10 protein-coding genes are annotated in these 14715 nt (G+C 45.9%); all 10 read left to right on the top strand.

Annotated features, from left to right (window positions below; genetic code table 11):
- Nucleotides 1-186: 186 nt before the first annotated feature.
- The 10 genes from MHH92_RS27370 (at nt 187) to flgK (ending at nt 14698) form a co-directional block, all read left to right on the top strand.
- Nucleotides 187-564, top strand: a complete 378-nt coding sequence (locus MHH92_RS27370) for a hypothetical protein (RefSeq protein WP_340907217.1) — start codon at nt 187-189, stop codon at nt 562-564.
- Between the two features lie 424 nt (nt 565-988).
- Entirely contained in the window at nt 989-2302 is a 1314-nt protein-coding gene (locus MHH92_RS27365) for a helix-turn-helix domain-containing protein (protein ID WP_340907216.1), read from the top strand.
- Between the two features lie 160 nt (nt 2303-2462).
- A complete protein-coding gene (locus MHH92_RS27360) occupies nt 2463-2639 on the top strand; it encodes an aspartyl-phosphate phosphatase Spo0E family protein (RefSeq protein ID WP_340907215.1) in 177 nt (58 codons plus the stop codon).
- 319 nt (nt 2640-2958) lie between these two features.
- Complete coding sequence (locus MHH92_RS30665; RefSeq protein WP_445744689.1) at nt 2959-4839, top strand: helicase-related protein; 1881 nt, start codon at nt 2959-2961, stop codon at nt 4837-4839.
- Between the two features lie 63 nt (nt 4840-4902).
- Entirely contained in the window at nt 4903-5799 is an 897-nt protein-coding gene (locus MHH92_RS27350) for a ComF family protein (protein WP_340907213.1), read from the top strand.
- 316 nt (nt 5800-6115) lie between these two features.
- Nucleotides 6116-11593, top strand: a complete 5478-nt coding sequence (locus MHH92_RS27345) for a fibronectin type III domain-containing protein (protein ID WP_340907212.1) — start codon at nt 6116-6118, stop codon at nt 11591-11593.
- 149 nt (nt 11594-11742) lie between these two features.
- A complete protein-coding gene (locus MHH92_RS27340; RefSeq protein ID WP_017691972.1) occupies nt 11743-12150 on the top strand; it encodes a TIGR03826 family flagellar region protein in 408 nt (135 codons plus the stop codon).
- A gap of 175 nt (nt 12151-12325) precedes the next feature.
- The gene (gene flgM / locus MHH92_RS27335; protein WP_047840678.1) at nt 12326-12610 is read left to right on the top strand and encodes a flagellar biosynthesis anti-sigma factor FlgM; all 285 of its coding nucleotides are present in this window, start codon (nt 12326-12328) and stop codon (nt 12608-12610) included.
- 11 nt (nt 12611-12621) lie between these two features.
- A complete protein-coding gene (locus tag MHH92_RS27330; protein WP_340907210.1) occupies nt 12622-13125 on the top strand; it encodes a flagellar protein FlgN in 504 nt (167 codons plus the stop codon).
- 19 nt (nt 13126-13144) lie between these two features.
- Complete coding sequence (flgK, locus tag MHH92_RS27325) at nt 13145-14698, top strand: flagellar hook-associated protein FlgK (RefSeq protein WP_340907209.1); 1554 nt, start codon at nt 13145-13147, stop codon at nt 14696-14698.
- The last annotated feature ends 17 nt before the right edge of the window (nt 14699-14715 follow it).

Below are 14715 nucleotides of genomic sequence, written 5' to 3'. Positions count from 1 at the left end.
AACATATGTGCAAGCTTAGGCGTGAATGAATGACCTGGCCTGTCTTTCTTCGTCCAGTGTCGATCAGCGTGGAATATGAGTGATAGGAAATGCAAGTGTAACCCTTCAGGAAGTACGGCATATACTTGTTGTATACAGGGATGTTCGCCATGGGTGAGCATGACCTTCCGAGGAGGTGCAGTTGCCATGGTTGCTCATCTGACTATGATTCTGCTCATATACTTCCTGGCGGCAATGGCCGTTCATGCCATGCACCAGCGCCATCTTTCCCGTCCGGAACCTGAAGGTTTCGAGCAGATCCTGCTCATCCCTTCCAATCAGGCAGGGCGGATCGAAGGCATTGTAAGAGAACTTTGCCGGGAATTGTTATACCGTGGTAAGAGCTTCAGATTAACCGTTGTCGCAGATCGTACAGAAGCGGAAACGATTACGATTATTGAAAAGCTTATGCAAAGGCAAGGCATGGAGACATCTTATCTGCCTGCTGTCCCTGCTGATATTGAACGGGTAGCACAGACCGATCACACGTTTCGCCTGATTGATTTGCGTGAGTCAGAGCAATAAATCATCATGTGAACGGGAAATGGGATTATCATTTCGCAGATTTACAGTGAAAAGATTACAGCAGAAGCTGTAGTCTTTTTTTGTAATTGTAGCCAAGTCTGCTTTTAAATTAAAAATGGGTTTTTATGCAATCTATGGTTATTGCCTGGGTATGAGGAGTTCTTGATCACAGAAATAAGATTTTTGAAGTCAGAACTCTTAATTTAAAAGTATAGACGATACAGATTGGAAAAAGTTTCGCTCTTTAAAAGAAAGATTCTGGTTATTAGCAGAATTGGTGTGAGTGTACTAGAGGGGATAGATCAGCCCATAAAATGAACAGCAGACTCTTCCACTATATTGACCAATGGTATATTAAACCATATAATTACTTAAAATGGATGTCGAGCGTGGGAATAGTGTGTTTCTGGAAGGGGGTATCTTCTTGAGTATAATAGATAAGACGATCCGAACAGAATTTTTACATTACATAGAGGAAAACAAAATCCTTCTTTATCATTTTGCAGAGAAATCAGGCATTAACTCTGGAACGCTAAGTAGAGTGATTAATGGTTCACAGCCTGTATCGGTAAAAATCCTGGATATTATGACAGAATATATGGGTTTGGAAGAAGGATATTTTTATGAACAGTATGTGAGTGAGTTGTTTGATGATTCTACAATGAACTGGAGACGACTGCGTCCGTTTATCACTCGCTGTGCAGAGCTTGGGAAAAACGATTGTATTGAAAGAACAGTAGATCTAATGATGGAAAATCCTTCGTATATCAAACCTTTGTTTGATTGTGCCGAATCATTTAATGCCGAAGGGAGCGCGGAAGCTGCACTAATTATATATCGTAAAGTGTGTGAAGGGGAACGGTACCAGCATGCCGAACGATTGGCGATCTGTCAGTATCGAATATTCACGCTCTCGATTAATGATGATCAGCAGAATAATCTGGAATGTGCTGTGCAATTTGATCCGTATGTCGTGCGCCTTAATGAGTTGGATCAACTGGATGCGCTGAAAGATCTGATGAATCTATACCTCTCATTGCGTCGTTGGGACAAAGCGGAACAACTGGCAACACGAATGGGCAAACTGGCGAGGGTGCAGTACAAAATCAAACATCAACGGATTAGAAGGGGGAAGAGTTATCAGGAGCCTTCCAAACCTTTGTTTGGTTATATTTTATACTCGGATTTGATTAAAGGGTCCATTGCAGAAGAGCAGAATGATTATAATCAGGCCCTACACTATGTCTCATTTTACGAGAATCAGGATTGGATTATGGAGAATGATCTTGAAGCGGAGCTAACGAAAAAACAGTTTCGGGAGTGGGCAGTAGCCAATAGATATCTCTATCAGATTCTTGCAGGTAAAATAGATGTTTTGGATGAGTATGTGGAGTATTTATCAGTAAGAGAAAACGAGATTTTGCGTGGAATGTTCAAGCTTATTAAAGCAGCCAATACGTATAATATGAATATTGACCATGTGTTGGAGCGTTTTAAAATAAATATATCATCTCAAATGTTCACTCAGGAGAACGTGGGCTCTTATACTGACCAGATTATTGATGATCGGTTTGCGATATTTCTAATGGATGTAGGTGATTATTATCTAAGCTCCAATCGTGTTCATATTGGAGTTCAATTTGTCTTGGATAGCTTGTCAATTATTGATCGAATAAACAATGATGCTAACGTGATGAGCCGGTTGTTACGAGTCCAATTGAAACGTCTTCTGTTATAAAAGGAAATGATGTTGTCCATATTCATTTTTACATCAAATTAATGGCGACTAATATACATGGTGAAGAGAAGGTGGTTATTCTCGTATATTTTTTGTATATCTAATGGAAATCTATGTTTTTACATAAGAGGTTACAATGTTTTATAGAGGTGAAGATGCTATGAAACATGTTGCGAGTGAGCAAGAAATTGAACTGGAACGTGAAAGGGAAAGCTTGTACACATTGACAGCGATTTATGGTTTACAACATCCAATTGTAATTAAACAGTCCGAGATTTTGGATGAGTTGATTAATCGGTATAATCGAATGTTTATCAGGCATCTCCATACTAAGTAATACATAACCGGTTCTTGGACATTTCAGACCAATATGATTGAAGTAAACGTACATCGTAGAATAAGATTCATCTAAATGATATATATAATAGTCTGGTTAGGAGTTGTTCAGCACTTGATCAGCAACTTCTTATTCGAGTTGGGAAATAAACTTTTTGAATGGCTGAATTTGTAGATTAGAGATTCAATTGGTATAGTGATAAGTAAGATTCATCATACGAAGATGGAATATGGACATGAAGCACATGCTCCGGCGAACAGCCGGATTGGCATGTGCTTTTTTTGCGTTCAGGAGAAAGTACGATGGGGGGGGAGAGTAAATGAAGGTTGCCTTATATGTGTGCCGTGTAGGGGAAGGGTGGAGTATGGTGTTATCACTCGATATTCGAGTGGATGTGGTTTGGTGGCTAGAGGAAGGAAGTGGGCGACATGTGCTGCGCTGGCTGCTGTTAGACAAAGCGTTACCGTTAAGTCAGGCATCCTGGTTGGTTGAACATTTTGAGATGGAGCGAAGTATGGATCAGTGGGGCCAGCGCGATTGGCAGAGTTATCTTGCACGGAAGCTGGATGTGTATGAATTGGCCTCGGGGGAAACAGAGGCCAGAAAAGGCATAGCGGGGGGTGTCGCTGCGCGTGGTGCTTTGGTAGGCGGGATGCCCGAGCCGTATCCCGCCGGGCAGTGGGCTCAGCTCGAGCGGGACGCGGCCCTGCTGGCTGAGCGTATCAGCGGCCGCCAATTACTGGCGGCCGAGGCGGAGGCCTTGCTGGCGGATACCGCCCAGCCGCCAAGGGAGTGGCGCGCGGCTACGCAGCTCGCGCGCTTGCACGGGCGGCTGAGCATCACAGCCGCCCTCGAAGGGCCTGCCACGCGCCGTCGACACGCGTGGCTTGGACGCGCGCGGAGCGCGCCCCGCTGCCACCGTTGTGGCAGCGAAGCCAGGCAGCGCGTGCCCTGCGCTGCCTGCGGCCTGGCGGCGTGCGCCTACTGCGAGGCTTGCCTCGCGCTGGGGCGCAGCCGTGCCTGTGCGCTGCTGCTACGCAGTGCAGCGCAAGGGGCCGTGCCACGACGCGGCGAAGCACCACGTGGCACGGCCTTGGCCCCCACCGGCGGCGGGCTCGCCCGGTGGGGGCTTAGCGCAGCGCAGAGCGCGGCAGCAGCCGCGGCGCTTGCGTTTTTGGCCCGGCCACCCGCAGGGGATGGGCCGGGGCGGTTCTTGCTGTGGGCCGTGACCGGGGCCGGCAAGACCGAGATGATTTTCCCCCTGCTCCAACATACATTGGACCGCGGTGGACGAGCACTGGTCGCTACGCCGCGCAGGGATGTGGTGCTGGAGCTAGCCCCGCGTCTGGCCAAAGCTTTTCCGGACACCTCGCTCGCTACCCTTTACGGAGGCAGTGACGAACGCTGGAAAGACGCTCAGCTCACGCTTGCCACCACACATCAACTGATGCGTTTTTACCAGGGATTCGATCTCGTCATTATCGACGAACTAGATGCTTTCCCTTATCACAACGATCCCATGCTCGCTCACGCGGCGGCATCTTCCTGTAAACCGGAGGGGAATTTCGTCTATCTGTCTGCTACACCGCCTGCTCGGCTCCAGAGGGAAGCGGCACAGGGGAAACTAACCCATGCCAAAGTTCCAGTACGTTTCCACCGCCATCCTTTGCCCGTGCCAAGATTGATCAAAATGGTTACCGTTGCTGAATGTATTAAGAAACGAAATTTTCCTTCTGCCTTGAGGACTAACATCCAAATTTCATTGAAGCGTGACGCTCAGGTATTTGTCTTTGTAACACGCATTGCCCAGATTGAGGCGTTTGTGAATCTAATGCGTCGTACTTTTCCCGGAATCCATATCGAAGGAACTTCATCTCAGGACCCTGATCGCGCTAGCAAAGTTATAGCCTTTCGTGAACGCAAAATTCGTCTGCTCGTAACCACCACAATTTTGGAGCGTGGCGTTACCATTCCGCGTAGCGACGTCTTTATATTGGATGCAGACAATGGTCTCTTTGATGAAGCGTCGCTGGTCCAGATGGCGGGTAGAGCAGGGCGTTCCATGGATGACCCGACGGGTAGAGTGGTTTTTGCATCATCTCGTCGGACACGTTCACAGGTGAAGGCCGTTGCCCAGATTCGGAAAATGAACACCATCGCTCGTCGCAAAGGCTACCTGCATCCACCATCCCAGACATAATTGTCATCTGCCCAGTTCGTATCCACATATCACAATACATTCCGAGACTGGAGGTATGCCCCTATGCTCAACTGGCTCAGCAACATAACCGATCATGCTCAGCACCTGACCCAGCGTCTTCATCACTTGCTCGCCCCGCCGGGAGCGACTTGTCTGACATGTGGGACTCGAGCGATTCTGTCTTCTACCTATCCAGGCATATGCCCACGTTGTGTGAAGCAGATTCCATGGATCCGTTCCATCCGTTGCCTGCGTTGTGGTCGGGGTGTTGGATGCCCGGACTGTGCTCGTCCACATATGCAAAACCGTTCTTTTATCTCCAACCGCAGCGCCGTACAATACAACCCTCTTATGAAAGAATGGATAGGCATGTACAAATTTCGAGGCCATGAAAGATACGCGCCGCTCTTAACCGCGCTGTTGATTCAAGCCTTTCAAGCGATGAGCGAAGAACGAAATTCTACTTTGGCAAAAGAACCCCCAGCCCCCGTGGCTCATTCCGCCACACATGCTCAACAAATGAAGCCACAATGGCGGCCTGACGCGGTCACCTATGTCCCGGTGAGCAGCGAGCGTCTGGCCGAGCGTGGCTTCAATCAGGCGGAGCGGCTGGCTGCTGGGCTCGCCACCGCCTGCCGCCTACCTATCGTTGATCTGTTGCAGCGCCAGATCAACACCACCAAACAAAGCTTCAAATCACGCGGTGAGCGTATTGAAACGATGAAAAATGCTTTTTCCATCAACCCGGATGGCACGAAGTTAATTGAAGAGCTATACAAGGGATCTCATCTGCCAACACATATGGGCATATCGCATGCCAAACCCATACAGTTACTGCTGGTTGATGATATATACACAACAGGTAGCACCTTGGACGCTTGTGGCCGGGTTATTCTAAATGCTGGCTTCCACATGGAGATTCCGGTCGAGATTTACACGCTGACACTGGCAAGATCCTAGAAAGTAAATCCAAGTAATAAATGACGTGCAGCATTCTTCAGCCACTTTAGGTGGGTGATCTATACTGTATAATTAATAGTAGACAGGAAAATATGTTCCTTTATTAATCATTGGTACGTTAATGCGTGTCTCCATTCCATTTATTCCGTTTGAAATATAGTTGTTTGATGAAATTATAAATGAAAGCGTAATAAGAAATTTTTTACATGTAAAAAAGAGGAATTGGTTTTCTCGCGCAGAATAGATAGTTTTGCCGTTCACCACAGGTGACAGCATAGGGAGTGGCACAACATATCTGTTGAAGGGGAGAACAAAAGTGGTCGCAGGAAAAAGAAAAAATGGATTTTACTTATGGACTGTCCGTCTACTAGTATTCATGCTGGTATTCGGACAGTTTGGCGTGTACGGGGGGAACCGGGCATATGCAGCAGTAGGAAGCGGGATAGTCTCATCAAGTAATGATTACCAATATGTAATGACCAACAACAACGGCCAATTAGAGGTGAACCAAAAATCAGTTAAGCTGGGTTGGGTGAGATCATATGAGATTTCAACATCAGGATATTCTTTTAGGAGAAGCCAAGCGATTAATGGAGCAGTTGAGGACATAACCAAGATTTCATTTGGCTCCTATACATCTACTTATGCCGGTAAAGTTACCAATGCCTTTATCATCGACTTTGCTGAGGTATGGGAGTATTACACGACTATGGAATACAGACAATCCGGAACCAATGTTGGAGTATGGAATAATTCCTCCGTTGATGAATTTGGAATGACTACGCCAAGATATGTGCAAAGCTATGAGGCTACACAGTTAAGTCTTGTGATTAATGCCGATACAGGAGCGGTAGTAGATTTTGTATCTAACCTGAATCCGTATTACATACGGAAAGCAGAATCATTCAGTTTTGTAAAAGAGCCGGGGACAACACAGCCTATTACTACAAATCCTGCTGTTCCAGCTAATTTGGCGGCTGATGCCAGTGATGTAGCTATTAATCTCAATTGGTCTGCTGCTCCACAAGCTGTTCAATATGAGATTGAAGAGAATGGCGTAGTCAAAGGGCCTTTTTACGGAATCAATTATACACGTTCTTCACTTACACCCAATACTACATACACCTATAGAGTACGTGGAATTAACAGACTAGGAGCTAGTGAGTGGAGTGAGCCGGTTGCAATAACAACCTTGCTTGAGAAACCTGTTTTGGCCGTAACGCCAGAGGAAGGCAAGAATACGATTCAGTGGATGGCGGTTGAGTCTGCAGATCGCTACCAGTTGCAGATTGATGGTGGTACACCATTTGAATTAGGAAACGTAACTTCCTATGTACATGAAGGGCTTGAAGCTAATTCAACGCATACCTATGTGCTAAAAGCCTTCTCGGCTAACAATGAGAGTGCGTGGAGTAAAATGGTGAGTCAGTTAACAGTACCTGATCGTACCAACGGGCTGACGGTTACTGATGCCACATTCAATAAATTAACGGTAGCTTGGACTGCGGTAAAGGGTGCTACAGGATATGATTTGGAGATTGATGGCACTAATGTTGCTGTAACAGGCACCACTTATAGTAAAACTGGCCTTGTAGCTAATACAGAGTACACTTTTAGAATCAGACCTAAAAATGCTGGTGGTGCAGGAAGCTGGAGTGATGTAACTACAGGAATCACCCAGATGAGTACACCCGTTATTCAGTCCAACCCTTCACAAGAAGAAGTTGTTCTCATCTGGTCACCAGTTGATGGTGCAACGTCATATGAAGTTGAGGCAGATGGCGTTGTCGTTGGAGATATATCAGATTCAATCTATACGCACACAGGGCTCAAATCTGGAACGGCCCATAAGTATCGTGTACGAGCTATAAGTGACAATAACGTTAGCGCATGGTCGGCAGTAAAATCACAGAATACGTTGCCTGATTCCGTTAATGGATTGGTGGTCAGTGCAGCGACCAATGCAGCTGTAACTGTGAAATGGACAGCAGTAACCGGAGCCACAGGTTATGATCTCGAGATCGATGGAACAGTTGTCCCTGTAACAGGAGTAACCTACACGAAGAATGGTCTCGCAGCAAATACAGATCATACCTTCCGTATTCGCTCAAAGAATGCCGCTGGTGCAGGGGCATGGAGTGATCTGATCAGCGGAATAACGCAGTTGAACACACCTATCTTGAAAGCAACATCAGAAGAAAATGCAATCAATCTGACATGGGATGATGTAGCGGACGCAACGAAATATGAAATTGAGGCTGATGGAGCAGTAGTGTCAACAGTAGAAGAACCTAGTTATAGCCATACAGCATTGCTGCCAGGAACAGCCCATAAGTATCGCATTCGTGCGTTGACGGATACCAATACAAGTGCATGGACAGCAATCCTGACGCAGAGTACATTGCCTGCAATAGTATCAGGTCTCAGTTTAACATCCACAACAAACACCACAATTGCCTTGAAATGGAGTGCAGTGACCGGTAGCTCTGGATATGACTTGGAGATTGATGGAGTGGTAGTTCCAGTTACTGGTTTAACATATACGAAGAGTGGTCTTACAGCGAATACGGACCATACGTTCCGTATCCGTTCCAAGAATACTGCAGGTGTGGGTGTGTGGAGTGACGTAGTAAGTGGCATGACTCAACTCAATACGCCTGTTCTGAAAGCATCTTCCCAAGAAGATGCAATTACAGTAACTTGGGCAGATGTTACTGATGCAACCAAATATGAAGTGGAGGCAGATGGTATTGTTGTAGCTACGGTTACGGCGCCAGTCTATACGCACGAGAGTTTGACTCCAGGAACAACGCATAAGTATCGTGTACGAGCCCTGACGGAGATGAACGTTAGCCCTTGGACTGCACTTCTCACTCAGAATACTTTACCGGGTTCAGTCACAGGATTGAGTGTAACCTCTGCAACCAATGTCGCTATCGCGCTTAAGTGGAATGCCGTAATTGGAGCAACGGGTTACGACTTGGAGATTGATGGCACGGTAGTAGCTGTAAGTGGATTAACATACAACAAGACAGGTCTTGCAGCCAATACGAATCATACGTTCCGGGTTCGCTCCAAAAATACGGCAGGTGCCGGAGTATGGAGTGATATCATTGACGGTACGACATTGTTGAATACCCCTGTTTTAAAAGCTTCCTCGGAAGAGACTGCTATTACAGTAACATGGGCAGATGTATCAGATGCGATCAAGTATGAGATTGAAGCAGATGGCTCAATTGTTGCAACAGTTAATGAGCCGAAATATGTGCATTCAAGTCTTCAGCCAGGAACAGCGCATAAGTATCGTGTACGAGCACTGGCAGATACAAACAACGGGGCTTGGACTGCTGTCTTAAATCAAAATACACTACCAGGTTCAGTTACTGGATTGGGCATTACCTCTGTAACGAACACAACAATGGCTTTGAAATGGAATGCTGTAACCGGAGCAACAGGTTATGAACTTGAAATTGATGGCACAGTTGTAGCTGCTACTGGATTAAGCTACAACAAGACCGGACTTGCGGCTAATACGGATCATACGTTTCGCGTTCGCTCCAAAAATGCGGCAGGTGCCGGAGCATGGAGTGATGAGGTAAGTGGTACAACATTATTAAATACCCCTGTTCTAAAAGCTTCCTCGGAAGACACTGCGATTACATTGACATGGGCAGATGTAACAGATGCAACCAAGTATGAGATTGAAGCAGATGGAGTCGTTACTGGTACAATTAGCGAACCGAAATATGTGCACACTAGTTTGCTTCCAGGAACGGCGCATAAATATCGTGTACGTGCACTGACGGACTCTAACACAGGTGCCTGGACTGCAGTGGTGACGCAAAGTACGATACCTGCTTCAGTTACTGGTTTAAGTATTAGCTCGGCTACGAACGTAGCCATTGCATTGAAATGGACGGCAGTAACGGGAGCAACAGGATATGATCTTGAGATCGATGGTACAGTTGTACCAGTAACGGGAGTAGCTTATACGAAGAGTGGGCTTGTGACAAATACGGATCACACGTTCCGTATTCGTTCTAAAAATACAGCAGGTGCAAGTATATGGAGTGAGATTGTAGATGGCACAACTTTACTTAACACACCTGTGCTAAAGGCTTCTTCTGAGGAACAAGCGGTCACCTTGACATGGCCTGAAGTTAAAGATGCAACCAAATATGAGATTGAAGCGGATGGAGTCTTAGTGGGTACTGTTAAGGTGCCTACTTATACTCACAATAATCTGATAGCTGGAACAGCACATAAATACCGCGTACGCGCTCTGACCGAAACCAATGTTGGAGCTTGGACTGCGGTCTTGACACAAAATACGTTGCCTGGTTCTGTGACCGGGCTAACGGTAACAAGTGTAACGAACACAGCTGTTGCTCTGAAGTGGAACGCAGTCTCAGGAGCGACGGGATATGACCTTGAAATTGATGGCACGGTGGTACCTGTTAGTGGAGTGGTTTACACCAAAACGGGACTTATCGCCAATACGGATCATACATTCCGTATTCGTTCCAAGAATACTGCTGGGGCTGGGGCTTGGGGAGATGTAACAGATGTTACAACCCAGTTAAACACACCTGCTCTGAAAGCAACATCAGAGGAAACAGCTATTACTTTGAATTGGCTTGATATCAAAGATGCAACCAGTTATGAAATTGAGGCAGATGGAGCAATTGTTTCTAAAGTAACCGATCCCTCATATGTTCATAGTGATTTGCTTGCAGGAACATCGCACACCTATCGTGTGCGTGCATTAACGGATAAGAACAGCAGCGCTTGGTCTACGGTCTTGACTCAAAGCACTATACCAGGCAGTGTGACCGGATTGAGTATGAATTCTGCAACAACAGTAGCCATTGCTATGAAGTGGAATGCAGTTACGGGAGCAACAGGATATGATCTGGAAATTGACGGTAAAATAGTCGCAGTAACCGCTTTGGCTTATACCAAAACAGCACTTCTAGCCAATACAGAGCATACCTTCCGCATTCGTGCCAAAAATGCTGCTGGCATTGGTAGCTGGAGTGAGATTGTAACCGCCTCGACCCAATTAAATGTACCAACAACGCTGAAAGCTGTACCTGAAGAAACCGCAGTTACGCTGACATGGAATGAAGTTGTTGGTGCAACAAAATATGAGATTGAGGCAGATGGCATAGTGGTTGCTACTGTAAGTGATCTCTTGTATGTCCATAATGGAGTACTTGGTGGAACCATTCATAAATATCGTATTCGTGCCCTGACCGACACCAATGTGAGTGCATGGACAGCAATATTGTCGCAAACTACGTTACCTGCCAGTGTCTCCGGTTTAAGTATTAACTCTGCAACCACAGCGGCTATTGCGCTGAGATGGAGTGCTGTAACTGGAGCTACCGGGTATGATCTGGAGATTGATGGTACGGTGGTTGCCGTGAGTGGAGTAGCTTATACGAAGAGCGGACTTGCACCAAATACGGAGCATACTTTCCGGATTCGTGCCAAAAATGCTTCTGGTGCGGGAGCTTGGAGTGAGATCATAACGGGAATGACTCAATTAACTACACCTGTGCTGAAGGGAACTTCGGACAAAACAAATGTTATTCTGACATGGGAGGCGGCTATGGGTGCTTCGTCTTACGAAATTGAAGCAGATGGGCAAATTGTGGCGACTGTCAATGACACAACGTTTATTCAGTCTGATCTGTTACCGTCCAGTTCGCATAAATATCGTATTCGGGCATTCAACGATCAGAACACAAGTGCATGGTCTTCTGTACTAAGTATTAGAACATTGAATTAGTGATATATAATGGGGAGCAGGATTGCGTATATGTGCATCCTGTTCCCCTCTTTTGTTTTGCAAATAGACTATGGCTTCATCAGAGAAAATAAGGTAATGTATAGTTATTATCTATTCGGAAATGGAAGTTTGAGAGGGGCGTTTTAGCGATGAATCTAGGTAATTGTCCTCGCTGTGGTAAATTATATGCGTTGAATTTTCGAGATGTATGTTCAAACTGTATTAAGGAAATAGAGAAGGAATATCAGATCTGTGTAGATTATTTACGCGAAAACAAGGGCACCAACATACAGGAGCTATCCGATGCAACGGAAGTTTCAATAAAAAACATTACCAAGTTCATCCGTGAGGGACGAATTTCCATCGAGAATGCCCCGAATATGATGTATCCTTGTGAAGTATGCGGAACATTGATTCGTGAAGGTCATATGTGCGACTCTTGCCGTAATCGTTTAACGAAAGACCTGGCAGGAGCTGCTCGTGAAGTAGGTCAGAAGGATAACAACAATTTAGGCGGACGAACCTACAATGCTGTCGACAAACTACGCGATTCATAGGAGCGAGGGCTCAAATACATGTTTTGCTATAACAAATGTTTTGAAACGTACCGATAAACTTATTAAAGATTATCGGTTTTTTTTATTATCCTAATCATTTTGAAAACATAAAGATTGAAGTGAGAAAAACGTATATCAACATAAATTCCTAATCATGGAAGGAAGTGCATTTTAAATGAAAATCAATGAACCGAGTAGAATTGGAGCAATCAATTCATATCAAAGGAACGTTGAATCCAATCAGCAGGCTGATGCCAAGAAGAGCCGCCGTAAGGACGAAGTATCCATTTCTCCGGAGGCGATGAAGATGCTTGAGGAACAAAGTCGTACACAGGATGCAGGACGCATACAACGGATACAGGAACTGAAAGAACAGGTGAGTTCGGGAACGTATCAGGTAGACAGCAGCAAGCTTGCTGACAAGCTGCTGCCGTATTTTAAGTCTTTTGATAAGGAATAGGTGATCACGTAATGGCAGCACTGGACAGATTAATTGCAGTTTTGCAGCAAATGGAACAAAGTCACCGCGATATGCTGGCACTCAGCGAGGTCAAGAGACAGGTCATTGTCAAAAACGATGTGGATGAACTCATTGCCGTTCTGAACAAAGAATCCCGTTTCATGAAACAACAGGAGCCATTGGAGATTGAACGGCAGAGCGCAGTTCACGAATTGCTTCAGGAGCGGGGCATCAAGTCCATGCTGAACCTGAATATCACCGAGATCTCGAAGCTGGTTTTTGATCCGGCTGACAAACTGCGATTGCTTGAAGTCCAGAAGAAGCTGGCGGGAACACTGCATGAATTAAAGGAAATCAATCAACTGAATCAAAAGCTGATCGAGCAATCGCTGATGTTTATTGACTTATCCATGGACATCTTTGCTTCTCGACCAGAACAGGATGCCACATATCAGCATCCTGCTGATAAGAACGGTAATCCAGGGCGAATCGGTCTGTTTGACACGCGTGCCTGATTAATTAGGGGGAAACCAGGTGACATCTACATTTCATTCAATCGAAACGGCTAAACGCAGTTTGTTCACACAGACGACGGCTCTTAGCACAACAGGTCATAACGTAGCCAATGCCAACACGGAAGGGTACTCACGCCAAAAGGTAAACATGCAGGCCTCCATTCCAATGGAGCCATTTGCATTTCTGCATAGTACAACACCAGGACAGCTCGGTACAGGGGTAGAGTTCGACTCCATTACACGTGTGCGTGAGAAATTTCTGGATGACCAATATCGTAATGAAAACACCAACTTCGGGAGTTGGTCCATTCAACGAGACACGCTTGAGAAACTTGAAGCTATTGTGAATGAACCATCAAACACCGGATTTCGGACCGTTATGGATAACTTCTACAAATCATGGTCAGATCTGAGTAAGAATCCTGAGGATGTTACAGCACGTCGGATCGTGAAAGAAACGACTCTGGCGCTGACAGATGCGATGAACCAGATTAGCCGCCAACTGGGTTCGCTTAGTCAGGATTTGGATAGCAACATCGCGGTCAAAGGTAATGAGATCCAAGGTTACCTGGGTAACATTGCGAACCTTAACAGTGCTATTGTGAAAGTAGAGTCTCTTGGCGACAATGCCAACGATTTGCGTGACCAACGTGATCTGATGACGGACAAGCTGTCTAAAATCATGAATGTTACTGTTACGGATTCTCCACAAGGATATCAGATTCAAATGAATGGACAAGCACTTGTTACAGGCGGAGCAGTGCAGGTTGCAGTAGATCCTGCTTTTCTGAATGCCGCGTATACAGCAGGCACGCTCACTAATGGTGAAGTCCACGGCATGATTAAGTCCAGAGACACGTTGGTAAGTGATTACCAGAAACAAATGGATGACTTAGCTAATACGCTTGCCAACGGTGATATTGAGATTACTCTTCCTGCGGGTTCTGTCTTGCCGGATAATACTATCCTGGATGGTGTTACATACACGGGTGCAGCACGGACACTAGCTACAGATCTCAAGGTTACGGTCAAAGGTCTGAACGGACTACATCAGCTTGGATACAGCATGGATGGGACAAATACGGGAGGATTACCGTTCTTTACAGCAGCGGATGGCGGGACAGCTATTACAGCTGGCAATATCTCATTAAACGCAGAGATTTTGGCTGATCCAAATAAGATTGCTACTTCGCTCCGCACAACGGATGCTTCTGGCACTGAAACTGTAATAAAAGGTAACAATACACTTGCCATTTTACTTGCGAATCTGAAAGATACGCCGATGAAATCAGCGGACGGTTTACGTAATGCCACGATTGGTGCGCAATTCAGTGCGATTGTGGGACAACTGGGGGTGCAGTCCCAGGAGGCAGCTCGTCAGACATCCAACTCGGAGTTCTTGGTGGAGCAAGTGGATACCCGTCGTCAATCTGTGAGTGGTGTATCACTGGATGAAGAAATGGCGAACATGATCAAGTTTCAACATGCATACAGTGCATCGGCGCGTTTCATGACCACATATGATCAACTTCTGGATAAATTGATTAACTCTACCGGCATGGTAGGCAGATAATAGAAGGGAGTGACTAA

It is taken from the genome of Paenibacillus sp. FSL M7-1414, from assembly GCF_038003195.1.
GTDB lineage: Bacteria > Bacillota > Bacilli > Paenibacillales > Paenibacillaceae > Paenibacillus > Paenibacillus amylolyticus.
This window is presented reverse-complemented; position numbering and strand designations above follow the sequence as displayed.